We start from the raw sequence: 23,302 nt of genomic DNA on the forward strand, positions 1-23,302 counted from the left end.
TAAAAGGACATATCGAGATGGATGAGGGAGTTCTCTCTCTTTTTTGATTGGATTTTTATTGATAGCAGGTATACAAGCTAGAAAGAGAATTTAATAGATAGAATGAGAAAAGGGGCTATATAGCATGAGTTTCATTGCGATAGATTTAGACGGAACATTATTAAACGACCAGAATGAAATTAGTGAAGAAAATATAAAGGCGATTCAATATGCCCAAGATAGAGGCTTTGTAGTAGTTATTTCAACAGGACGGGCTTATTTTGACGTTCAAACAATTTGTGAAAAAGCCGGGATTTCCCCATTTGTAATCGGGACAAATGGCGCAACCATTCATTCCAATAGCGGAAAGTGCATTTCATCTATTACGATAACAAAAGATCGTGTCGAATCTATTCTCCAATGGTTAGATGAACGGAATTATTATTATGAAGTGTTTACTGATAAAGCCATTTATACTCTTAAAAAGGGAAGAGAACATTTCAATAATGAGATTAAAAGTTTGAAAAGCGCCGATTTGAATACAGATATGAAAGAATTAGTTGAAGTAGCGGAAAGGCAATTTGACCAGTTTGGATATGTTTTAGTCGAAAATTATCATGATATTTTAAAACAAGAGGAAGAATTCTATAACATATTAGCATGTTCTTTTGATAAAAAGAAATTAGAGGAAGCATGGAACCAATTCAAAAAGTTTGATGAGTTGATGGTTGTTTCATCTGCTGATCATAACATTGAAATTACTAGTAAAGAAGCTTCAAAAGGAATGTCCCTTGAAAAATTGGCTTTCTTGATGAATGGCTCCTTAGATCAGGCTATGGCAATCGGGGACAGCAACAATGATTTATCCATGTTTCAGAAAGTTGGATACAGCGTAGCGATGGGAAATGCTAAAGATGTCATAAAAGCTGTTTGTACAACGACAACCCTTAAAAATGATGAGAATGGGGTAGCTTATGCGATTTATCGATATATGGAGAACTTCGTGGTTCAAAAATAAGTGTCAATGCCGAAGGAGAGTGCGATAAAATGGCATGGATATATATCATAATGGCAGGACTTTTGGAAATTGTCTGGGTGATTGGTCTTAAATATTCACACGGGTTCACCAAAATTATACCTAGTATAGTAACGGTAGTTATTATAATCTTTAGTTTCTTTTTACTTTCAAAAGCTTTACATTCAATTCCCTTAGGAACGGGTTACGCCATATTTACTGGATTGGGAACGGTGGGAACTGTAGTAACTGGGATGCTTTTTTTGGAAGAGACCATTAATCCATTTAAAGTATTTTTTGTGGCTTTAATGCTATTGGGAATAATTGGAATAAAAATTAGTCCAGCACAATCTAAACATTAAAGGAAATGAAATGATTTATACAAGGTTAGGGGATGATTCAATGGATTGGTTTTTTCTTCTTATTGCCGGATTTGCCGAGATTGGTAGTGTTATAAGCTTGAAACGCGCAGACGGGTTTAAAAAATTGCTCCCCTCTGTAGCGTGTCTTTTTTTTGGGAGCTTAAGCTTTTATTTTCTTTCATTTTCATTAACTTCTCTTCCAGTGGGGACTGCCTATGCAATATGGACCGGTATCGGCTCTGTTGGAAGTGTTTTAGCCGGAATAATCTTCTTTAATGAACCTAGAAGTTTAAGATTAAGCCTATTGATTATGTGTATTATTGCAGGGACTGTAGGTATTAAAATGACTTCCTGACTGACATTAAGATCAGGACTTTGAATGGAAATAAGTACTTACAGAAGAAGGGTATGATCCCTATGGAGGAAAAAGAGAGATGAAAACAATTCAAGATTGGATAAAAGAATATCCTTTATTAAACTAGTTAGTTGCTAATATACGTTTAGAAAAAATAGCTCAAAAAAAAGAGACTCCCCATTGTAGGGAAGTCTCTCATTATCACGAGGACCCAAGTATCTTTTTACTTCTTGGTTTTATATCATTGAGAACATAAAGGCTTTATAAAAGGGTTCGAGGTTCATTGAGCATTTAAGCTAATTTGGTCATTACCGAAGGATGGTTTTATAACAATGGAAAAATATAAAGATGGAGATATGCAGCAAATTCATGTAAATTTTTTACTTATTATATAGAATAAAATTATTCTAATTGTAATAACAGGTGCTTTAGTTGAAGATTGGAGCTGTCTTTAAGGCAGCTTTTTCTTTATGCAACTATCAAGAAAAATCCTTCCAAAAGGGTTTGGGAGGGTTATTTGGAATCGTCAAAAATAGAATAACATAAGGGATATGAAAATTTTAGAGAAAGATATTGACATCCTATTAGCTGGTTTAGTTCTATAATGATCACTAAAAAAATAATCAAACTATTTTATAAAAATTGTATACTAAATCACTAGAAAAGAACCCTTTTTGATCAATCTCTATTTCAAAGCTACAGTTGATTCTTTTTTTACAGATGCTTTAGCACAATACATACATGAACTGAGCTGGAAAGTTCCCTACAAAGAAAAAGGCATAAGAATGGCCGAAAATCAAATTGATTTTTCGGCCATTTTAATATTTGAAAATGGGGAATTCAAGAATTATTTTTCTACAGAGGCAATGATGTCTTCAGCTAAGAGTTTAGAACCACTAGCACCTTTTAGATATTTCAATGTTCCTTCACTAGACCAATCAAATATCTTTATACTGCTCATTCTTTTATTTACTTCTTTAATGTTTAACTGGTTGGAAACAAAATTATAATTTGAAGGAATAATTTTATTGCCGGCTATAGCCAAAGCATTTAAACAGACTATATGAGTTAGTCTTTATTGCTTATAATCACTCCATTCAACAGGTAACAACTCTTTTATACAATTAAAATAAGTAAGAGTTCTATTAAGTATTTTTTCCTTAGGTAATTCGGCTATCTTTGTATTTTTAATTAATAACAAAATAAATAGCTGAGTTGCGTCCAACTAAGATCATCGCTTACTCTTTTTAAAAATTTACTTAACCAAGTACCTATACTTTTAGCTTTTGTATCAATAAATAACTAAACAGTGTAAATCTAGGGGGGACTTTTTGTATAAACGCCATTTCCTCTGCTAGTTGTTGACCATCTCAGTCTAGTGAAGCTTTTTTTACCTTGCAATCCGCCTATATGAGGACGGATTTTATCATTAGCGTCCACTCGCCTCGAGAGTTAAGCAGCTATTTCATGTTTCTAAGATCAATATGGTAAAAACGAAGTCATCTCTAGCCGATTGTGATAATTAAGGTATAATGATAAGGAAAGATATTTTGTAACGGATTAGGTGAAGATGATCATGAAGCTAATCATTGCGGAGAAACCAGATCAAGGTTCAACGCTAGCAGCACAATTTAAAACGAAGAAACAGCAAGGCTATATAGAAATTTTGCCTAATGAACTTTTTCCCGATGGTGCTTATGTAACATGGGCTGTCGGGCATTTATGTCAACTTGTATCGCCGGAAACGTACGATTCCAAATGGAAGAAATGGTCGATGGATACATTGCCGATGATTCCTGAGAGATTCCAATATGAAGTGACCCGGCAAAAGGCGAAGCAATTCAATGTTGTGAAGACATTGCTTAGGAAACCGGATGTCGATGAAATCATTCATGCAGGGGATGCCGGGCGTGAAGGAGAATTGATTGTACGAAATATCGTCAATCTATGCAGCGTCAATAAACCGATGAAACGTTTATGGATTTCCTCTTTGACCCCAAAATCCATTTATGAGGGATTCCAAAATCTGATGAGCGAAGAAAAAACAAGGCCACTTTATCATGAAGCGTATACGAGAGCTTGTGCAGACTGGGTTGTTGGCATGAATGCATCCCGAGCGTATAGCATCCTATTGAAACAAAGGGGCGTTTCGGATGTATTTTCAGCTGGAAGGGTTCAGACACCTACCCTCGCTTTGATCGTGAAGCGGGAAATGGAAATTGAGCAGTTCAAGTCTGAACCGTTCTGGGAAGTGTTCGCCGATTTCAAGATGGATGGAAAGAAATATCAGGGGAAATGGCATCAGAACAATGATTCGAGGATCAAGACAAAAGAACTGGCTGAAAAAATAGCCGCCTTTTGCAAGGGTAAGGAAGCCGAAATTGCAGAAATGGCTACAGAGAGAAAAGAGTTTCAGCCCCCTTTATTATTTAATCTTTCCTCATTGCAAGCAACAGTAAATAAGATTTATAAATATTCACCGAAACAGACACTTGATATTGTCCAAAGTTTATATCAAAAAGGGATCGTTTCTTATCCACGTTCCGACTCCAATTATGTGACTGAGGGAGAAGCCGAGACATTTCCCGATATATTGCAAAAACTAAGTGGCTTTTCTGAATATGAATCACTTTTCCCTGTGCCTCAACCGAGTATCATCAATAATAAACGGTTTGTAAATGAAAAAAAAGTGACGGATCACTATGCCATTATCCCGACGGAGCAGGTTACCGACCCAAAGCGACTTTCCGCTGAAGAACGGAATATTTATGACTTGGTAGTACGGCGGTTGATTGCGGCTCATTATGAGAAAGCCATTTTTGATTACACTACCATTAAAACACTCGTCGATAAGCGGGCAGAATTCATTTCAAAAGGGAAGCAACAGATTCAAGAGGGATGGCGCAAAGTGATTTTCCAAAATGACAAGGATGATGATGATGTCCTTTTGCCGTCCGTTTTACAAGGAGATACCGGAAAGGTCGCCAATTTAAAGGTGAAAGAAGGTAAGACCCAGCCTCCAAAGCGCTATACAGAGGGCCAGTTGATCACCTTGATGAAAACGGCGGGAAAACATCTGGATAATGAAGAATTGGAAAAGGTGCTGATGAAAACCGAGGGCCTTGGTACCGAAGCAACCCGAGCTGGGATCATTACCATGCTCAAAGATCGCAAGTACATTAATGTCAAAAAAAATCAGGTATTTGCGACAGATAAAGGGAAAGTGCTGATTACGGCCATTGGGGAGAAAATCCTGGCTTCACCTGAAATGACAGCTAAATGGGAACAGCGTTTAAGGGAAATTGGTGAAGGAAAGGCTTCAGCCGGTGTCTTTATGGAAGCTGTTAAAAAGATGTCAGCAAAAATTATCAGTGATGCCGTGGAGTCATCGGAAAGCTGGGATTTTCAGGGGCTTGATACCGAATCGATTCAAAGGAGCGGCTCTAAAAAGAGAAGCGCAGCATCAGTGGGCAATTGTATGCTATGCGGTTCTAAGATTGTCGATAAAGGGGAATTCTACGGATGTGTGAGTTATCAAAAAACGAAGTGTAACTTTACGATTTCCAAAAAAATCCTTAATAAGAAAATCAGCCAAGCCAATATTAAAAAGCTGTTGGCGAGTGGGGAAACGGATTTGATAAGCGGTTTTAAAAAAGGAGAAAAGACCTTTGATGCCATTTTATCTTGGTCCGATTCCGAAAAGAAAATCAGTTTTACATTCCCGACAGAACAAGCCATTAAACAAACATGAGAAGAAACTTCATTAAAAGGCGCCCTGAGACGATATCTGCTTGTTTCGGGGCCGTTTATATAGTAAAATTTTTAGATATGCGTTTGAATGGGAGGTATCCGAATGCCTACACCGAGCATGGAGGATTACATAGAACAAATTTATTTACTTATTGAAGAAAAAGGGTATGCAAGGGTTTCTGATATTGCCGAAAATCTTTCCGTCCATCCATCTTCTGTTACAAAAATGGTTCAAAAACTGGATCATGAAAAATATTTGATATATGAAAAGTATAGAGGTCTCGTTTTAACGGCAAATGGGAAAAAAGTTGGTAAAAGGCTCGTATACCGTCATGAACTTTTAGAACAGATGCTTAGATTGATTGGGGTCAAGGAAGAAAATATCTATCAAGATGTTGAGGGGATTGAACATCACCTTAGTTGGAATGCCATTGATAGGATTGGGGACCTTGTTGAATTCTTTGAGGAAAATCCTGACCGTGTCGAGGATTTACGCAAGATACAAAAAAGGAATGAAGAAAATTCAAAATAAGCTGCCACTGGCAGTTTTTTTTATTTGTATGAATAGGATATAATCACATGCTTTCTAGTACTCGGCATTCACCTTTTACCACACACGTTGTTTAAAGAAGTACGGTGCAAAAGTCGTTTAAAAAAGGATTTATTAAGTAAGAGCAGAATAGTTATATGAAGCCCCTTATTTGGAAAATGGGTGTTTTAGTTGAACGTTAACAGGATCGGGTTATGACCCCTTGTTATTTCAGTGTTTGTTTCAGTTACTTATATAAATAGGGGGTAAATGGGAGGATGATTGCCTGATGAATTTACATACTTGGCATAAAGAAACGGAAAAGGAATGGGATGCATTTGCGCCTATATGGGCGAAGAATTCGCAAGAAATGTGGGAAACAGGCAGCCGAAAAAGCATAATCCCGTTTTTTTCTGAATATGTACCACTTGGATTGAAGGTGGCTGACATTGGCTGTGGGGATGGAATGGGTTCCGTAAAACTGGCCCAAGCGGGATTTGAAGTGACAGGCGTCGATTTATCCAATGTCATGATTGAATTTGCAAAAGGGAAAACGGCTCATCACCCTAATCTATCTTTTATTCGAGGAGATTTTAATAATCTCCCATTCAAAGATGAAGAAATGGATGCGGCAATGGTCATTAATTCTTTGGAATATACGGGTGAACCATTAACCGTGATGAAGGAAATTCAACGGGTAATAAAGCCTGGGGGTTATGCCTGTTTTGCCATACTTGGTCCGACAGCGGAACCACGAAAAAAATTCAGTTTTCAACGATTATTAGGGGACAAAGTGATCATGAATACCATGCAGCCTTGGGAATTTGAAAAAATGGCAGCAGAAACGGGATGGAAAGCTATCGCTGAGACCGGCGTTGCGAAGAGAGGAGTGGACTACAATAAATTAGGACATTTTTCAAAGGAATTAAAGCAAGCTGTATCGTTCATGTGGCTGTTCCTTCTTCAAAAGGAGGGTGTTCAGTGATGGAGAAGTATGAAATCAATCAATTCGTTGAAAAGACGAAACAGCAGGATAAAGGGCAAGGCTTGTTTGAGCTTGAAACGGAACGGATACTGGAAATTAATCTTGAACAGCAAATCTGGGCAAAAATGGGGACGATGGTTTCTTATCGGGGCCAAATTAAATTCGAGCGGGAAGGAATCTTGGAACATGGTCTGGGTAAACTGTTCAAAAAAGCCTTAACTGGTGAGGGTGCATCTTTAATGAAAGCAACCGGAAACGGCAAACTGTATGTCGCGGATCAAGGGAAGAAGATTTCAATCATACAGTTAAATGGGGAATCAATCTGTGTGAACGGGAACGATTTACTCGCCTTTGAGCCGAGTATTCAATGGGATATAAAAATGATGCGGCGCATTGCCGGGTTATTGGCGGGGGGATTGTTCAATGTAAGGCTCGAGGGGAGAGGGATGGTCGCCTTCACTTCCCATTATGAGCCGCTCACTTTAATGGTGGAACCCGGAAATCCAGTCTATACGGACCCGAATGCCACTGTTGCTTGGTCAGGGGAACTGCAGCCTGAATTCGTAACGGATGTTTCATTAAAGTCGTTTTTTGGAAGGGGAAGCGGGGAATCTGTACAAATGAAATTTCAGGGGAAGGGATTTGTAGTCGTCCAACCTTTTGAAGAAGTCTATTTCGGTAATAAAGAATCATGAAACAAAAAAACCTGAGGCATGGACTCAGGTTTTTTGTTCCCCATGGCTATTCATACTACTCATTTAAAAGAGTAAGCTTTATTTTCCTTACCCTTTCAATCCCACTCATATGGGGTCGATTGGTACACATAATAGTTAAGCCAATTCGAGAACATCAGGCTGCAATGGCTCTTCCAGCGATGAAGAGGTACCCTGGTTGGATCATTTTCAGGATAATAATTTTCTGGAAGTGGTGTATTGATTCCACGTTCCCTATCGCGCTTATATTCTTCACCGAGGGTATCGGCATCGTACTCGAAATGACCGGTCACCATAATTCTTTTACCATCAACTGAAGCGGCCATCAATACCCCTGCTTGATTTGACTGTGCCAAAATCTTCAATTCTGGATGGTTCACTAATTTTTGATAGTCAATATCCGTATAGCGTGAATGAGGAGCCATAAAATAGTCATCGAATCCGCGGACTAGATTTTCATTTGGTTCAAGTACCTCATGAGTGTATATGCCGAAGCATTTCTCTGGCAGTTCGTATTTGCCTATTCCATAATGATGGTAAAGGGCTGCTTGAGCTCCCCAACAGATATGTAAGGTCGATGTGACATTTTCAGCGGACCAGTTCATGATACTCTGCAGTTCTTCCCAATAGTTAACGTCTGTAAATTCCAGTTTCTCTACTGGAGCGCCTGTAATGATCATGCCGTCATATCTCTTTGTGCGAATATCATCAAATGATTTATAAAATTGATCCAAATGAAATTTACTTGTGTTTTTCGATTCATGTGTGCTCAAGCGCAGGAATGATATATTTACTTGAATGGGAGTATTGCCAAGAAAGCGCAGTAACTGAGCCTCTGTTTTTTCTTTCTCGGGCATAAGGTTTAAAATCAATATATTCAATGGGCGGATTTCCTGATTGGTAGCCCTTTCCTCATCCATTACGAAGATATTTTCCTGTTCTAAAATCTCTTTAGCTGGCAGTTGTTCCGGAATTCTGATTGGCATGATTAGCCTCCTTCTCCAAAAATCATAATATTTTAATTATATAGAAAATTGCTAAATAGAAAAGCTATTTTAATAATTTCTTGAAAATTCACGAAGGAAATTGCTCGAGAATGATAAAATGAGGAGATTATGAATACATAAACTTAAGAAGTTGGAGAGGTGTATGGAGATTGTTTGATCCCACAGCATTTGAGAACATGAAAGTAGTATTGGAAGGAGCAGTTTATGATCGTGACTTCTTAGGAGATATATTGGTCATAAGCCGTGATGATATAGTGAACCTTTCTACCATGTCAAGATCATATAAGATTGAAATGGAATTGAAAGAATCAATGGCGCCCATTTCGATTAGCGGTGCCATCGAGATACATGCTTCACTCCAGAATCTAAGTTCGGAGCTGCTCGATTCCAATATGAATGAAACACATTCCGGTTGCACGGTTGATGTCTTCATTTCTTTTCCCACAAAGCTTGATGCAGTGAGAGCCGAAGCATTCTTGAATGATCTGGAAAAGATTTGGGGAGATCAAAGAATCATTACAGTGAAAACGAGCGAAACGGTCAGTAAAAAATCTGAACCCATTCATTCTTCTGTATTTAAAGTTTCATTTGGAAGGCTTGTAAAAGAAGAGCAAATGGAAGATTTGGAAGATATGGTTGAGTATTTGATACAATCCATCCAAGCGTTGAGAATTCCGGGATGATAGGTAAAGGGAAGATTATTTAAGTTGGCAAACGTACGTTTAAATACGGTAAAATGACATCATCATACTAAAGGGAGAGAACATTCATGTCCATTTACGAATTTGAAGTCAATAAAATCAATGGAGAAACCATCTCGCTTGAGGAATACAGAGGGAAAGTGATGATTATAGTGAATACCGCTAGCAAATGCGGTTTTTCGCCACAGTATGATGATTTGCAAAGTTTGTATGTACAATATAAAGAGGAGGGTCTAGTTGTACTAGGTTTTCCTTGTAATCAATTTTTGAATCAGGAGCCGGGCGATGATCTGGAAATCGATTCATACTGTAAATTGAATCATGGTGTAACCTTCCCGATGTTTGCAAAAGTGAATGTAAAGGGAAAGGAAGCCCATCCTTTATTCAGCTATCTGACTGAAAATGCACCAGGTGTGATGGGTTCCAAATCGATAAAATGGAATTTTACAAAGTTCTTGATTGACCGTGATGGAAAGATTGTCAGTCGATACGCTCCTAAAACAAAACCATTGGATATGGAAGAAGATTTAAAAAAATTATTATGAAGATTCAAATCGAGTTCATCGGAAGCTTTAGTTTCTGTTGGGCTCTTTTTGTGAGTCAAATATAATTATTTGCATGCAATCGCTTTCGAAAGGAGACAGATGGTGGGGAAGTTGAATATAATAGGAGACAACAATTAAGGGGGAAAACCATGGAACGAATCGCCTGGGTAACGGACAGTACGGGGACTTTAGACGAAGAATTATCATTGAATGAGCATGTATACGTCGTTCCGATGATCGTCATCATCGATGGGAAGGAATATGAAGATGGTATTGACCTTTTACCAGACGAGTTATACCGAAGGATGAGTGAGGAAAAGGTTAATGCAACCACTTCACAGCCGTCGGTCGGCAAATTCCATGAGTTATATAAGGAGCTTGAAACACGTTATGATCGAATCATTGCCGTGCATCTTTCAAGTGAATTGAGCGGCACCGTTTCCGCGAGCAGGCAAGCTGCGCAAATGGTTACGATTCCCGTTGATGTTTTTGATACTTTACTCATTTCCTTTCCGATGTTATTAATCATGAAAAGGCTTATGCATTATATTGATAGTGGACATTCCATCCATGATGCTTTCGTTAAAACGAGACTGTATGCGGATAATCATGAAACCTATGTATTAATAGGTTCTTTAGATCAGCTGCATCGCAGCGGCAGGTTAACGAGTGCACAGTATATTTTAGGAAGCCTTTTGAGTTTTAAGCCCATCATTTCAATTGAAAATGGCCTGCTTCATACTAAATCGAAGCCTCGGAACCTTAATAAAGCAGAAAAACTGATCTTCATTGATTTTCGAAGGTCAATCGAAGCTGGAAAAGTGAAAGAATGCACGATACTATATGGTGCGATATCAGAGCAAGCACAAAGATGGAAAAAGATGATTTCCGAAGAATTTCCCGATGTGTTGATCCATGTATCCCCACTAGGAAGTGCCATCGGGGTGCATACAGGGGAACAGACGATTGGAATCAGTTGGTTCAATGAAGATTAAATCACACCGTAATTGAGAACCATGGTAAAATAGAATGGGCTTGGAGTGATGAAATGAAACAAACGATGGTTGAATTAACGGAGAAGTTTGTATATGACCAATTGAATTCTGATGCCAGCGGTCATGATTGGTTCCATATCGATCGTGTTCGGAAGCTGGCTTTACATATTGCAAAAGAAGAACAAAAAGGGAATGAGTTTATCATTGAAATGGCGGCCCTGCTTCATGATATTCCGGATGATAAATTAAACGAGGATGACGCTGCAGGTTGGAAAAAGCTAGATGAGTGGTTTGAGGAAATAAAAATGGACATGGATAGCGTTGAGGCCATTAAACGGATCATCAACACCATTTCATATAGTTCTGGGCACGCGAAGCTTTCTTCCATCGAAGCTGAAATTGTTCAGGATGCGGACCGCTTGGATGCAATTGGTGCCATTGGGATAGCCAGGACATTTGCTTTTGGCGGAAAAAAGGGACAGCCTATGTACGATCCTTCCCTGCCCATTAGGGAACATATGACAAAGAAGGAATACAGGACTGGTAAAAGCTCTTCCGTTCATCACTTTTATGAAAAACTATTACGTTTGCAAGATATGCTCAACACATGTACTGCCAAAAAGATGGCAAGGGAAAGGCATGAATATATGGTTAGTTTTTTAGAGGAATTTTATAAGGAATGGGATGTACGATTATGAAAGTTTTTAGCATGGAACATGTAATGAAAACCCAAGGAGAAAAACTTCTTTTTAAAGATGTATCCTTTTCGATCACCGAAGGGGAAAAAATCGGGATTGTGGGTATAAACGGCACAGGTAAATCCACATTATTAAATATTATTTCAGGCTTGGAAGACAGTGATTTGGGAACGAAGGATCATCCGAATGAATATACGATCTCTTATTTATCTCAAGATCCGGATTTTGATGAGAAATTGACGATCATGGAGTATATGTATGAAAGTTCAACTCCTGTATTTTCGCTGATCAAGGAGTATGAAAAAACGCTCGTTCAACTACAGGTTGATCCGCAAAATAGCGCAATACAGGATCGTTTGTTAAAACAGCAACAGGATATGGATACGCTTGGTGCTTGGGATATAAGTGCCAATGCCAGAACGATCCTGACCAAGCTTGGCCTTCCTGATCACTCAAGGAAATTGGGGGAACTGTCAGGCGGCCAAAAAAAACGTGCTGCCCTGGCAAAAACGTTGATTGAGACCCCAGATTTACTGATTCTGGATGAGCCTACGAACCATCTTGATTTTGAAAGCATTACCTGGCTTGAAGAATATTTGGCAAAATATCAAAAGTCCGTTTTATTTGTAACACATGATCGATATTTTCTTGATCGGGTTTCCAATAAAATCTGGGAAATCGCCCAAACTCAACTTTTCGAATACAAAGGAAACTATGCAGATTATTTAGAATCAAAGGCCATTCGTGAAGAAAACGAATCGGTTGAAAGAACGAAGAAAGAAAGTCTATTCAAAAAAGAACTGGCCTGGATCCGTAAAGGTGCAAAGGCTCGTACAACAAAACAAAAGGCCAGGATCCAACGCTTCGAAACATTGGAATCGGGTGTGAAAGATAAGCAGAAAACCGAGAGCCTGGAAATGGAATTGACTGGTGCCCGTCTTGGGAAAAAGGTACTGGAAATGAAAGATGTCTCTAAATCTTTCGGCGATCAGTCCATCATCAACCATTTTTCCTTCCTCTTCAAACCAGGTGATCGAATTGGGATCGTAGGTAATAATGGCAGTGGTAAGTCCACATTATTAAATATCTTGGCAGGACGGGAACCTATAGATGAAGGGAACCTGGAAATAGGACAAACCGTGAAAATCGGGTACTATACGCAAGAAAGCGTCGATATGGATGAGAATCTCCGCATGATCGAGTATATCCGGGAAACAGCTGATTCAATCGCCCTTAAAGATGGCAGTTTCATATCAGCAGCGCAGATGCTTGAAAGATTTTTATTTCCAATGGGTTCGCATGGGACGCCCATTCGCAAGCTGTCCGGAGGAGAAAAAAGGCGTCTATATCTCCTTAACATATTGATGGCGGCACCTAATGTCCTGCTATTGGATGAACCGACGAATGACCTGGATACGCAAACCTTAACCGTTCTGGAGGATTATTTAGAAACGTTTTCAGGTGTTGTCATCACCGTGTCACATGATAGGTATTTCCTGGATAAGACGTGCCATCAGCTTCTTGTCTTCAAGAACAAAGGAGAAATTGATTTTTATTATGGAAATTACTCAGAGTTCTTGGAAGAAAAGACGGAGGAGACAGTACCTGTAAAAACGCCAGAGCCTCAGCTTAACCGCACGGAAAAGAAAAAGAAAAAACTAACCTATGCGGAAAGTAAGGAATGGGAAGAAATTGAGGGGAACATGGAACGGGTCGAGATGAGACTGAAAGACATCACGGCAGAAATGTCAGCTGCGGGGAGCGATTTTGAAAAAGTCCGCCTGCTACTTGAAGAAGAAAAGGAACTAAATGATAAATCAGAGCATTTGATGGAAAGATGGACGTATTTAGCGGAAAAATTGGAAGAGGAATAGGGAAGTGACTGGACCAAGGGACAAAAGTGGTCCAGTCTTTTTTTTTGCCAATCTCAATTGCATGAGAATCTTAGGTCATTGTGATAATATCTAGTACATGGATACGTTTTGTAAAAGGAGAGAATCAAATTTGAAAATAAAATCAATAGAACCTACACCAAGTCCAAATACAATGAAAATCAATCTAACTGAAGAGCTTTTAGCAGGTAAAAGCAATAATTATAAAAAGGATCAAGCTGAACAAGCGCCTCAGCTCATTAAAGATTTATTTACGATCGATGGAGTGAAAGGTGTATATCATGTTGCGGACTTCTTGGCAGTTGAGCGCAATGCGAAATATGATTGGAAAGATATCTTGATCCAAATCCGACAGGTGTTCGGGGAAAAAACCGAAGAACTAAATCAGCAAAATGTTTTAAATGAGCATTATGGTGAAGTATCGGTTGCCATTCAACAATTTAAAGGTATTCCGATGCAAATTAAAGCGAGTGATAGCCAACAAGAAAAACGTTTTGCTTTACCAGAATATTTTATAAAGGGCATTGCCGCTGCCCAAAAAGAAGAGGATAATGTTGTCCTTCTCCGAAAATGGAAGGATTATGGCGTAAGATATGGAGATATGGAAGATATTGTGAAGGAAGTATCGGATGAGTTGATTGCAGCTTATCCGGAAGAACGAATTAATCAGCTAGTGGCTGCCGCGAAAGAAATGGTAGATAAAAAGGAAACATTCGTAAAACGTCCAAAAATAAAACTGACGGCAGAAATGCTCAATGACGAAAGTTGGGAAAAACGGTATCAGGCGTTAGATCAAATGGATGATCCAACTGTCGATGATATTCCAGTTTTGGACATGGCCCTTTCTGATGGTAAGGTTTCCATCCGCAGGCTTGCCGTTGTTTACTTGGGGATGATCGAAGATAGAAAAGTGCTTCCAAGTTTGTATAAAGCATTGAAAGACAAAAGTGCAGCAGTAAGAAGAACCGCTGGTGACTGTTTGTCAGATCTGGGCTTTGAAGAAGCGATGGGGGAAATGTCGCAAGCCCTTTCGGATAAAAATAAATTGGTCAGATGGCGGGCTGCGATGTTTTTATTCGAAGCGGGAAATGAAACGACCCTGCCTTTTCTTAAACAAGCGGAACAGGATCCTGAATTCGAAGTGGCCCTTCAGGTCAAAATGGCCATTGATCGCATCGAAAATGGGGAAGAAGCAAAAGGTTCAGTTTGGAAGCAAATGACAGAATCAAGGCAAGTGAATGATAAGTGAATGTAATAAAGGCATACGGGTGATTCAGCCCGCATGCCTTTTATTATTATTATGGAACTTTTAAGAGGTTGCATGATGGGCAAGAAAGAAGAACTTGAATAAAGGGGGTTCGGTAAAATTCAAGTGGATCATCGTCCAAAACACCAATAAAGCATATTTTCGTTGCGATATAGTAGTTTCAAAGGATAGAAATCTGTTCTATTATTTTAGAAAAATGATATTTGTGGATTTTTACGTGTTGAATGGTTGCATTTGTACATAAATATGTTAGAATTTTTAGAGTATACTAAAAATTATATTATATTAAATTATCAATCATTTAGTGAAAATTGGGGGTACAACAAATGTCTACATCAAATATGAGAAGTGACATGATTACAAAAGGAGTCGACCGTGCTCCGCACAGAAGTCTGTTGCGTGCAGCAGGCGTTAAAGAAGAAGATTTTGGAAAACCGTTCATCGCGGTTTGTAATTCTTACATCGATATCGTTCCAGGTCATGTTCATCTTCAGGAATTCGGAAAAATAGTGAAGGAAGCAATACGCGAAGCAGGCGGTGTTCCTTTTGAATTTAATACAATCGGGGTAGACGATGGAATTGCAATGGGTCATATCGGCATGCGCTATTCATTACCTAGCCGTGAAATCATTGCAGATTCCGTGGAAACTGTTGTATCTGCACATTGGTTTGACGGGATGGTCTGCATTCCAAACTGTGACAAAATAACGCCGGGAATGATGATGGCTGCACTTCGTGTCAATATTCCTACAATATTCGTTAGTGGCGGACCTATGAAGGCAGGTAAAGACAAAAACGGTAAATCTCTTTCATTAACCTCTGTTTTTGAAGGGGTGGGCGCTTATCAAGCAGGTAATATCAACGAAGAAGAGTTACAGGAAATCGAGGAAGTTGCATGTCCTACTTGCGGATCTTGTTCAGGAATGTTCACGGCAAACTCCATGAACTGTCTGGCTGAAGGCTTAGGACTTGCGCTTCCAGGAAATGGTACGATTTTAGCGGTAGCTGAAGAGCGTAAAGAATTCGTTAAGAAATCCGCTAAACAATTGATGGAGATTATCAAACAGGATATCAAGCCTCGTGATATCGTGACGATTGATGCAATTGATAACGCATTTGCTTTGGATATGGCGATGGGCGGATCGACTAACACTGTTTTGCATACACTTGCACTGGCCCATGAAGCTGGTTTTGAATATCCAATGGAACGCATTAATGAAATAGCTAACCGCGTACCTCATCTGGCGAAAATTGCACCTGCATCCGATTATCATATCGAAGATGTACATAACGCCGGTGGTGTAAGTGCCGTCATTAACGAGTTACTTAAAAAACCAGGTGCCTTTAACGGTGACTGCCTTTCTGTTTCAGGTAAAACTCTTGCCGAAAATGTTGCCGGTTGTGAAATTTTGGACACGGATGTTATCCATCCTTTAGATAATCCTCATTCTGAGCGTGGGGGTCTTGCGGTATTGTTTGGTAATCTTGCCCCTCAAGGCTCGATCATAAAAGTGGGAGCCGTTGACGAATCAGTTGGTGGCTACCACAGAGGTCCAGCAATTTGCTTCGATTCCCAAGAAGATGCGCTTTCCGGAATCATTACTGGCAAAGTAAAAGAAGGAAATGTAGTGGTCATTCGTTACGAAGGACCTAAAGGGGGGCCGGGGATGCCGGAAATGTTGGCACCCACATCCCAAATCGTCGGGAGGGGACTTGGAGCGAAAGTCGGTTTGATCACAGATGGCCGCTTCTCAGGTGCATCCCGAGGCATCAGTATTGGTCATATTTCCCCCGAAGCAGCTGAGGGAGGCCCGATCGCTTTTGTGGAAAATGGAGACATCATCGAGTTGGATTTGAATAATCGTACAATCCAATTGGAAATTTCCGATGAAGAATTCGAAAAACGCAAAGCAAATTGGAAAGGCTTCGAGTCAAAAGTTAAAACAGGCTATTTAGCCCGTTATTCCAAACTTGTAACGAATGCAAGTTCGGGCGGAGTAATGAAAGTTTAATTTCGGCTATATGTTCCAAAAGTTTCTTTCTATATGAATCATCAGAAGGGGGACTCGGCAAGAGGCCCTCTTCTGTTATTACCGTATAAGCTAGGTTATCTCTCCTTACAATCTTTCGTGTTTCCTCTTAATATAATGGGTCCTAATTTTTCAGCCTTCGAATTAGAAAGACGTACCTGCACTTCTGCATTTTCCACTTTCGCTGTAATTTCATCAAATCTTCCAGCCCAAGTAGGACCGTTTTCTTCCGGGGAAGGATAGAGCAGAAATCGCCAACTAATCACGCCTGGAATGTAAGCAAGTCCTTCATAGCTATCGTAATTTCCGTAGGATGATGGTTGTGGAAGGTGTACTCCAAGAATACTTATATTAGTTCGTGCAAAACTTGGTGGACGTAATTGTACTTTATAAACTAATGCCGTACCCATTGCATTTGAAAGTTTTTTATCGATTGGTTCCAAAACCATACTACAAGGGATTGTTTCTGCCTTTGAATATGATGGCTGAATAACATAAATTGAGATAATGAATAGTACCAGAACAAATTCTTTCATCTTACACCTCTTTTAATCCTTTTAGTTAATTTACCCTTGTTATGGTCTTAATACGGATTGTATTTCTCTTGTTGCCCTTTTTATTTAAGAGGCTTTATTAAAGAATAATGTTGTTATTTGATTTTCCCGAACGCTCGTTCTGTTATGAACTGAAATTACCGAGAGCGAGTGAGTTTTAATGGAGTTAGAGGACATAATTAACCAATTCAGAAACCTAAGCCAAAACGACCAGCAGCGATTGAAGTAGTCATTAGGGAGTGCCGGAGAAACAGAGTCTGTATTCACTGATGCATCAGAACAGAAACACAAAGACGGCTACACCTGCACCATTGTCAATCCACTAATGTTATTCGCTTCGGTAAATATCAGGTAAAAACTACAATCAATACCATTGAACGTCAAAGCTACCGCTGCAAAGAGTGCGGGAAACATTCACAGATATGACGAACACAGTAAATGGATTCAGTTCATCGAATGTATGATTGAAGGGTATTCCCTTCAGAAATCAGCTAAACTCATTGGTGCTCATTATGTGACGCTTTTTTTATTGGAGGCATAAAATTCTAACTGCATTGAACAGAGCATCATCGCTTTAAAGCAAATGGTAGGGAGCGAGTTAAAGGGTTTTTCACATCCAGAATGTCAATAATTATCACAGCCGTTAAAGAGCTGGATGGAGCGTTTTAATGGTACAAACATATAAAAGATAACTTTACGATAACCAAAATGTTTTAGACAGTTGTTCTTTCTCAGTTAACACAACTTATGATAAACTAAGATTATCAGAATTTTCCAAATAACGGAACGTTCCTTGTTCCGTTAAAGGGCCAGTTTAATTGAACAAGGAATTGGCATGACACCTTAATTAGTGAGCTATTTATAACACGGCGCAAATGAATTTTGACCAAAGGATATCTATTAAAGGGATTAAATTGGAGGGAATAGAAAATGGATGTAAAGACACTTTTGTTACAACAATGGGCAAGCTGCTTAGATGAAGAAGACTGGTTTCCACCACTTGAAAAAGTGCTAGAGGACATCACTTTTGAACAGGCAATTTGGAAACCAGCTGATGGGGCAATGAATTCCATTTGGGAATTAGTTTGTCATTTACTTTTCTTTGAAAAGAGATATCTGATGCGATTTCTTGGTGAAACAGCGAATGAACCACAGGCAGAAAATAATGACTCTACATTTCGATTACCAACTGAGACGTTAGAAAATTGGAAGGAAACAAAACAAGAATACTTTCATGTTCATCGTGAACTTGGAAAAATACTAGCAAAATCAGAACATGAAGATTTGTATAGACAGATTCCAGGAGATAATTCATTAGTGCTTGAACTGAAGAGTTTAGCAATGCACGACGCCTATCATATTGGGCAAATTGTATTCCTAAGTAAAATGCAAGGTGCTTGGGCTGCGAAACGAAGCTTTTAAAAAAGCTTCATTAGCTTTACAGTTATTCCATTATAGGGGGGCTTTAATGAAATAAGAACGGGAACGTCCAAATCGGACGTTCCCATATTTTATACCTGAAAAACAACCATACTACTTAACAAAGCTATTTAAGAAAGAAGCCGACTTTCAAACGAACATGGTGGTTGAATGAAAGTATTCTCACCTTTTTTCCTTGGTAGCTAAAAAATGGGTTTAATTGACTCTAGGTGTAACAACAAATTTACAATGCTCTAAGCGTCATTTTTGCATATGCACGTAAGAATATAGTATGATTATACTAATTGAAGAATTGTAACCAAGGGGGTTTTTTTTATGTCAATGGCATATGATGAATATATGAAACAAATGGTGAAACCAATGCGTGCGGAACTGGTGCAAGCAGGTTTTGAGGAGTTGGAATCCGCTGAAGCGGTTGAAAACTTTATGGAATCCGTAGAAGGTACGACGCTTGTGGTTGTAAATTCCGTTTGTGGTTGTGCTGCCGGGTTAGCCCGTCCAGCTGCTACTCAAGCTGTACTCCAAGCGGAAGAGGGTAAGCCGAATCACCTTGTAACGGTATTTGCCGGTCAAGATAAGGAAGCGACAGCTAAAATGCGTGAATACTTCGATGGAATAGAACCTTCTTCACCATCAATGGCTCTCTTAAAGGGCAAAGAGGTCGTACATTTCATTCCTCGTCATGATATAGAAGGACAGCCAATGGAAGCAATTATGGATAATTTATTGGCAGCATTCAGTCAAGTAAATAAGTGATGAAGCGGAATGTCCTGGAAACGGGGCATTCTTTTCAAATTTAAGAGCGTATGAAGGGGTAGGATCATGTTTGTCACTACAGTAGGAAGAGCCGATAATGAAACGATGATATTAGCCGAAAGGTTAGCGGAAGAATTACATATCCCCTTTATAGCCCGAAGAAAACGATCGGTGAGAGATATCCAATCGGATAATGATGAAGATGATTGCCTCGTTTTTGGCAAAAAACGGATGGAGCTATATCGGTACCAGGAGAAAGAACCATTCTTTTTTCACCCGAACTTTGCAATGGTCCGTTTAAAAAGAATCATTCGCGGGGAAAGTGATCCTTTTCTTGTCGCCGGAGATATAAATGAAGGCAGTTCTGTTCTTGATTGCACTTTGGGCTTGGGCTCTGATGCGATTGTCGCTAGCTTCGCAGCAGGTCAACAGGGGCAGGTTGTAGCATTGGAAGGAAATCCATATTTGGCCTTGCTCGTGGAACATGGGTTGAAGACATGGGAGGATTCAGAAGAAAAAATGATTTCCGCGATGAGAAGAATTGAGGTCATTCAAGCGGATCATTACGAATTATTGAAAACATTACCGGAAAATCATTTTGATGTCGTATATTTCGATCCCATGTTTGAGGAAACGATTTTTGAATCGAATGGAATCAAGGGGTTGACTCATTTTGCAGAAGGTAAGGATTTATCGATGGGAATTATAAACGAAGCCAAGCGGGTTGCGCGAAAAAGAGTCGTGTTGAAAGACCATTTTCGCAGCTCCCGCTTTGAGGAATTTGGATTCGACGTGCTAAAAAGAAAAACATCCAAATTTCATTTTGGCTTCATTTCCATTAATGATCAAGATTTATAATCTGTCTCGTTTAGACCAATGGCACAGCCTTCTCGGCTTGAATCGGCAGCACCATAGTTTGAGCCATCAGGGTTGATTTGAATGGCCTGGACATTCCCTATAGAGTGGGGGTTATCGTTAAAGGCAAAGCCCATTGCTTCCAAGTGACCTTTGCTGGTCATATCCATTCCTGCTTCCCATTCGATATGAGGGCCCATTGGAGTGAAAATCCTAGGCTCTTCAATGGCTGCTTTCAAGTCCATTTTTAAATCGAGTACATTAATGATTGTTTGAACGACTGAACTGATGATGGTTGGTCCTCCTGGTGATCCAAGTGTCAAAATGGGCTCGCCATCTTTAAAGATGATGGTCGGGCTTTTACAGCTTACAGGACGTTTGTTTGGCTCCACTTCATTCATTCCCCCTGGTAAGGAATCGAAATCGGTCAGTTCGTTATTCAGCATGAAACCATAGTCGGAAACCATGATGCCCGAGCCGAATGGATGTTCCACAGTGGACGTACATGCTGCGATATTCCCCCATCTGTCACGGACGGTGAAATGTGTCGTTTCACTAATATCTTCGTCATTAGGTTGTGGGATGACTTCCCTTTGTTTCACGGAGTCATAGATCCAAGGATTACCGAAGTCGATGGCATTATTCCTTGCTTTGAAATTAATGAAAGAGCGCCGTTTAGCTATATATTCATCATGCATAAGCCCCGTCAATGGTAATTCGGCAAATTCGGGATCCGCAAGAAATGCCTTTTTGTCTGTAAATGCCAAACGCATCGCTTCTGCAATTAGGTAATATTTTTCCCAAGAATGGACGTCATATTGTTCAATATGGAAGCTCTCCAATATTTTCAGGATTTGGATGACCGTGAATCCGCCAGCACTTGGGGCCATCGATGAAGCAATTTCATAATCCTTATACGTTCCATACATGGGTTCATCAATGGTTGCTTTATAATCCCGTAAATCAGAAAGCTCCATGAAACCTCCAAGTTCCTGTATACAGGAAATGATGCCTTCTCCGATTTCACCTTCATAAAAAGCGGAAATACCTTCTCGTTGTAATATTCGATAGGTATTCGCCAATTTTTCTTTTATCATCAAGTCGCCTGCTTTATATGGTTTACCGTTGGGAATGAAGAATTTACGGGCTTCATCACCTAAGCGGTATTCAAAGTTTTCAAGGGCGTCACAAAATACCCAGTTAACAGGAACTCCTTTTTCAGCAAATTCAATGGAAGGCTCGATGAGGTCAGCTAAAGTCTTGCTTCCGTACGCAGTGAGAGCTTCGTCCATTGCCTTCAGTATTCCAGGAACACCAACAGCAGTAGCATTGATCGAACGCTTTTTAAATGGGATGACTTCCCCATTTTCATCAAGAAACATGTTTGGATGTGCGGCTTTAGGTGCTCTTACATGGCCATCGAATATTTTTGTTTTCTTATCTTTTGCGTTATATACCATAAGGAAGCCACTGCCGCCGATACCGGTCATCATAGGTTCTACAATATTGAGTGCAAATTGGATGGCAACCGCCGCATCAACTGCATTTCCGCCTTCACGTAATATTTTTTCCCCAATGGAAGTAGCTACGGGATGAGCGGTAACGACCATTCCAGCCTTTCCTGTTGCGGTTTCTCTCTTGTAATCATTATCTTTACTGTATTCATTGATGTTTTCCAAAGTGATTCCTCCAGTATTCAGTCCTTTATCTGCCAAAGGGTAACGACTTTATGTGAAAAGAAAACCTTGCCATTGTAGTTAAATGACAAGGAGATTTTTCGTAGGTATTTATTTATTCTTAATCAGCAAATGATAAATATACGAAAAATGCTAATGTAACAAGACATAAAGCCACCATGGCAGTTGTAGTCAAAGCCATATAAGACCCCTCCTTAAAAAGACTTGAATCTAATTAAGTTCTCCAATTATCGTAAAAATCCTCCCTATAAATTTAGAAATGGGGATATTTAGTGAAAAAGGTTGGGTTCATGATGATTATATAGGTATTTATCCTTTTTTTTGATTTTTGAAACATAGGTAACTATATATTCGTAATTACTAAAAAATAAAAGTATACTAAATATAAAGACAATATGAAAAAGAAGGGGGAGTGTGATTTGAAAACAGCGGTTTGGTTCAGGAAAAGTCTCATCATTTTAGTATCCGTTTTGACGTTTGGTCTTGTCACTCCTTCAGATCTAGCTTGGCTAGCTGAAGCCGATTCGTTAAAGGATGCTAAAAAGGGCTTGGTGGAAGAAAAAGGTTCAGCCTATCTTGCCTCACAGAAACCGACTGAACTGGAAGACGAATTCAACCGGGAAGAATTTTTATCAGGCATTCTGGATAAAGCGGAGGAAAACGCTTTTATGAAATTTGGCGATAAGATCAAGCCTAAAATTGGCGATGAGTTCAAAATGGCCATATTTCCAAAAGTGGAAGAAGCCATTACAGAAATGGCTACGCAATTTCCAGATGAAAAATTACAACAATTAACGATCACTGAGCAGCCAAGTGCGGGTAGGGCTGAGAAAATTTTTCATATTTATGATTCAATCAGCGGCAAGGATATCATCAGGTTCCATGTCAGGCAGGAAAATCCTCCACTGGAGGGATATTGGTTCAATTTTCATTATCATACCTATCATGATTCATTTGCCACCCATTATGATATAGGTAAAATATATTGGGATAAAAATACGCCGCCAGAGTGGACAAGTAAGCGAATGCTCTCATAGTGGATGGGTTCGTTGATTTTATTTATGTGTAAGAGTATGATGGAAATGGAATTTATAATAGGCATTAAATGATACGTTGTCATGCAACGTATTTATTTTGTGTTTGAAATAAAGTAGAGTATTTCTCATTAATGGGAAGA

At 39.3% G+C, this 23,302-nt stretch carries 22 protein-coding genes and 1 pseudogene; 20 read left to right on the top strand and 3 right to left on the bottom strand.

Features of this window, described 5'->3' with window-relative positions; genetic code table 11:
* The first annotated feature begins 124 nt into the window (after positions 1-124).
* The 8 genes from ACQKMH_RS07215 to ACQKMH_RS07250 all read left to right on the top strand — a co-directional run bounded on the left by ACQKMH_RS07215 (position 125) and on the right by ACQKMH_RS07250 (position 7,670).
* Positions 125-997: a Cof-type HAD-IIB family hydrolase gene (locus ACQKMH_RS07215; protein ID WP_427586736.1), complete on the top strand. Its 873-nt coding sequence runs from the start codon at positions 125-127 to the stop codon at positions 995-997.
* 29 nt (positions 998-1,026) lie between these two features.
* Positions 1,027-1,356, top strand: coding sequence for a DMT family transporter (locus tag ACQKMH_RS07220; protein WP_427586737.1), 330 nt, complete (start codon positions 1,027-1,029; stop codon positions 1,354-1,356).
* Between the two features lie 40 nt (positions 1,357-1,396).
* Complete coding sequence (locus tag ACQKMH_RS07225; protein WP_427586738.1) at positions 1,397-1,711, top strand: DMT family transporter; 315 nt, start codon at positions 1,397-1,399, stop codon at positions 1,709-1,711.
* 674 nt (positions 1,712-2,385) lie between these two features.
* Positions 2,386-2,721, top strand: a complete 336-nt coding sequence (locus tag ACQKMH_RS07230) for a hypothetical protein (protein ID WP_427586739.1) — start codon at positions 2,386-2,388, stop codon at positions 2,719-2,721.
* A 566-nt stretch (positions 2,722-3,287) separates the two neighbouring features.
* Positions 3,288-5,462 (top strand): DNA topoisomerase III, encoded by a 2,175-nt coding sequence (locus ACQKMH_RS07235; RefSeq protein WP_427586740.1) that lies wholly within the window; start codon positions 3,288-3,290, stop codon positions 5,460-5,462.
* 102 nt (positions 5,463-5,564) lie between these two features.
* Positions 5,565-5,993 (top strand): transcriptional regulator MntR, encoded by a 429-nt coding sequence (gene mntR / locus ACQKMH_RS07240; protein WP_230160255.1) that lies wholly within the window; start codon positions 5,565-5,567, stop codon positions 5,991-5,993.
* A gap of 286 nt (positions 5,994-6,279) precedes the next feature.
* Positions 6,280-6,975: a class I SAM-dependent methyltransferase gene (locus ACQKMH_RS07245; RefSeq protein ID WP_427586741.1), complete on the top strand. Its 696-nt coding sequence runs from the start codon at positions 6,280-6,282 to the stop codon at positions 6,973-6,975.
* Positions 6,975-7,670, top strand: coding sequence for an AIM24 family protein (locus ACQKMH_RS07250; protein ID WP_427587532.1), 696 nt, complete (start codon positions 6,975-6,977; stop codon positions 7,668-7,670). The genes ACQKMH_RS07245 and ACQKMH_RS07250 overlap by 1 nt, the downstream gene beginning before the upstream one ends.
* Before the next feature lie 95 nt (positions 7,671-7,765).
* On the opposite strand, the gene metA is transcribed toward ACQKMH_RS07250, so the two are convergent.
* Positions 7,766-8,674 carry a homoserine O-acetyltransferase MetA gene (metA, locus tag ACQKMH_RS07255; RefSeq protein ID WP_427586742.1) on the bottom strand — a complete coding sequence of 303 codons (909 nt, stop codon included), beginning with the start codon at positions 8,672-8,674 and terminating at the stop codon, positions 7,766-7,768.
* A 170-nt stretch (positions 8,675-8,844) separates the two neighbouring features.
* Between metA and ACQKMH_RS07260 the strand changes: the two genes are divergently transcribed.
* The 7 genes from ACQKMH_RS07260 to ilvD all read left to right on the top strand — a co-directional run bounded on the left by ACQKMH_RS07260 (position 8,845) and on the right by ilvD (position 16,805).
* A complete protein-coding gene (locus ACQKMH_RS07260; protein ID WP_427586744.1) occupies positions 8,845-9,378 on the top strand; it encodes a hypothetical protein in 534 nt (177 codons plus the stop codon).
* 86 nt (positions 9,379-9,464) lie between these two features.
* A complete protein-coding gene (locus tag ACQKMH_RS07265; RefSeq protein ID WP_427586745.1) occupies positions 9,465-9,941 on the top strand; it encodes a glutathione peroxidase in 477 nt (158 codons plus the stop codon).
* Positions 9,942-10,090: 149 nt separating this feature from the next.
* On the top strand, positions 10,091-10,936 hold the full coding sequence (locus tag ACQKMH_RS07270; protein ID WP_427586746.1) for a DegV family protein: 846 nt from the start codon (positions 10,091-10,093) through the stop codon (positions 10,934-10,936).
* Positions 10,937-10,989: 53 nt separating this feature from the next.
* On the top strand, positions 10,990-11,634 hold the full coding sequence (locus tag ACQKMH_RS07275) for an HD domain-containing protein (protein WP_427586747.1): 645 nt from the start codon (positions 10,990-10,992) through the stop codon (positions 11,632-11,634).
* On the top strand, positions 11,631-13,508 hold the full coding sequence (locus ACQKMH_RS07280) for an ABC-F family ATP-binding cassette domain-containing protein (RefSeq protein WP_427586748.1): 1,878 nt from the start codon (positions 11,631-11,633) through the stop codon (positions 13,506-13,508). The genes ACQKMH_RS07275 and ACQKMH_RS07280 overlap by 4 nt, the downstream gene beginning before the upstream one ends.
* Positions 13,509-13,638: 130 nt before the next feature.
* Positions 13,639-14,775 (top strand): conserved virulence factor C family protein, encoded by a 1,137-nt coding sequence (locus tag ACQKMH_RS07285; RefSeq protein ID WP_427586749.1) that lies wholly within the window; start codon positions 13,639-13,641, stop codon positions 14,773-14,775.
* Positions 14,776-15,134: 359 nt separating this feature from the next.
* Positions 15,135-16,805, top strand: coding sequence for a dihydroxy-acid dehydratase (gene ilvD, locus ACQKMH_RS07290; RefSeq protein ID WP_427587533.1), 1,671 nt, complete (start codon positions 15,135-15,137; stop codon positions 16,803-16,805).
* A 95-nt stretch (positions 16,806-16,900) separates the two neighbouring features.
* Here the strand turns inward: ilvD and ACQKMH_RS07295 are convergent, their stop codons facing one another.
* Positions 16,901-17,359 (bottom strand): hypothetical protein, encoded by a 459-nt coding sequence (locus ACQKMH_RS07295; RefSeq protein ID WP_427586750.1) that lies wholly within the window; start codon positions 17,357-17,359, stop codon positions 16,901-16,903.
* A gap of 178 nt (positions 17,360-17,537) precedes the next feature.
* Between ACQKMH_RS07295 and ACQKMH_RS07300 the strand changes: the two are divergent.
* From ACQKMH_RS07300 to ACQKMH_RS07315, 4 genes and pseudogenes are all read left to right on the top strand, one after another.
* Positions 17,538-18,159, top strand: a pseudogene (locus ACQKMH_RS07300) (hypothetical protein).
* A gap of 148 nt (positions 18,160-18,307) precedes the next feature.
* Complete coding sequence (locus ACQKMH_RS07305; protein ID WP_427586751.1) at positions 18,308-18,799, top strand: DinB family protein; 492 nt, start codon at positions 18,308-18,310, stop codon at positions 18,797-18,799.
* A 333-nt stretch (positions 18,800-19,132) separates the two neighbouring features.
* Positions 19,133-19,573 (top strand): BrxA/BrxB family bacilliredoxin, encoded by a 441-nt coding sequence (locus ACQKMH_RS07310; RefSeq protein WP_427586752.1) that lies wholly within the window; start codon positions 19,133-19,135, stop codon positions 19,571-19,573.
* Positions 19,574-19,639: 66 nt separating this feature from the next.
* Entirely contained in the window at positions 19,640-20,431 is a 792-nt protein-coding gene (locus ACQKMH_RS07315) for a class I SAM-dependent methyltransferase (protein ID WP_427586753.1), read from the top strand.
* Here the strand turns inward: ACQKMH_RS07315 and ggt are convergent.
* A complete protein-coding gene (ggt, locus tag ACQKMH_RS07320) occupies positions 20,419-22,107 on the bottom strand; it encodes a gamma-glutamyltransferase (protein ID WP_427586754.1) in 1,689 nt (562 codons plus the stop codon). The genes ACQKMH_RS07315 and ggt overlap by 13 nt on opposite strands.
* 437 nt (positions 22,108-22,544) lie before the next feature.
* On the opposite strand from ggt, the gene ACQKMH_RS07325 reads away from it, so the two are divergent.
* Positions 22,545-23,162: a YpjP family protein gene (locus tag ACQKMH_RS07325; protein ID WP_427586755.1), complete on the top strand. Its 618-nt coding sequence runs from the start codon at positions 22,545-22,547 to the stop codon at positions 23,160-23,162.
* Positions 23,163-23,302: the final 140 nt, after the last annotated feature.

The organism is Peribacillus sp. NPDC097895 (assembly GCF_050277555.1).
Taxonomy (GTDB): Bacteria; Bacillota; Bacilli; order Bacillales; family DSM-1321; genus Peribacillus.

What these genes read in the sequence shown, in the direction of transcription:
- ACQKMH_RS07220 (WP_427586737.1), top strand. Translation starts at nt 1,027, where the DNA reads ATGGCATGGATATATATCATAATGGCAGGACTTTTGGAAATTGTCTGG.
- ACQKMH_RS07225 (WP_427586738.1), top strand. Translation starts at nt 1,397, where the DNA reads ATGGATTGGTTTTTTCTTCTTATTGCCGGATTTGCCGAGATTGGTAGT.
- metA (WP_427586742.1), bottom strand. Translation starts at nt 8,674, where the DNA reads ATGCCAATCAGAATTCCGGAACAACTGCCAGCTAAAGAGATTTTAGAA.
- ACQKMH_RS07215 (WP_427586736.1), top strand. Translation starts at nt 125, where the DNA reads ATGAGTTTCATTGCGATAGATTTAGACGGAACATTATTAAACGACCAG.
- ACQKMH_RS07245 (WP_427586741.1), top strand. Translation starts at nt 6,280, where the DNA reads ATGAATTTACATACTTGGCATAAAGAAACGGAAAAGGAATGGGATGCA.
- ACQKMH_RS07270 (WP_427586746.1), top strand. Translation starts at nt 10,091, where the DNA reads ATGGAACGAATCGCCTGGGTAACGGACAGTACGGGGACTTTAGACGAA.
- ACQKMH_RS07295 (WP_427586750.1), bottom strand. Translation starts at nt 17,359, where the DNA reads ATGAAAGAATTTGTTCTGGTACTATTCATTATCTCAATTTATGTTATT.
- ACQKMH_RS07315 (WP_427586753.1), top strand. Translation starts at nt 19,640, where the DNA reads ATGTTTGTCACTACAGTAGGAAGAGCCGATAATGAAACGATGATATTA.
- ACQKMH_RS07265 (WP_427586745.1), top strand. Translation starts at nt 9,465, where the DNA reads ATGTCCATTTACGAATTTGAAGTCAATAAAATCAATGGAGAAACCATC.
- ACQKMH_RS07280 (WP_427586748.1), top strand. Translation starts at nt 11,631, where the DNA reads ATGAAAGTTTTTAGCATGGAACATGTAATGAAAACCCAAGGAGAAAAA.
- ACQKMH_RS07310 (WP_427586752.1), top strand. Translation starts at nt 19,133, where the DNA reads ATGTCAATGGCATATGATGAATATATGAAACAAATGGTGAAACCAATG.
- mntR (WP_230160255.1), top strand. Translation starts at nt 5,565, where the DNA reads ATGCCTACACCGAGCATGGAGGATTACATAGAACAAATTTATTTACTT.
- ACQKMH_RS07275 (WP_427586747.1), top strand. Translation starts at nt 10,990, where the DNA reads ATGAAACAAACGATGGTTGAATTAACGGAGAAGTTTGTATATGACCAA.
- ACQKMH_RS07250 (WP_427587532.1), top strand. Translation starts at nt 6,975, where the DNA reads ATGGAGAAGTATGAAATCAATCAATTCGTTGAAAAGACGAAACAGCAG.
- ilvD (WP_427587533.1), top strand. Translation starts at nt 15,135, where the DNA reads ATGAGAAGTGACATGATTACAAAAGGAGTCGACCGTGCTCCGCACAGA.
- ACQKMH_RS07305 (WP_427586751.1), top strand. Translation starts at nt 18,308, where the DNA reads ATGGATGTAAAGACACTTTTGTTACAACAATGGGCAAGCTGCTTAGAT.
- ACQKMH_RS07235 (WP_427586740.1), top strand. Translation starts at nt 3,288, where the DNA reads ATGAAGCTAATCATTGCGGAGAAACCAGATCAAGGTTCAACGCTAGCA.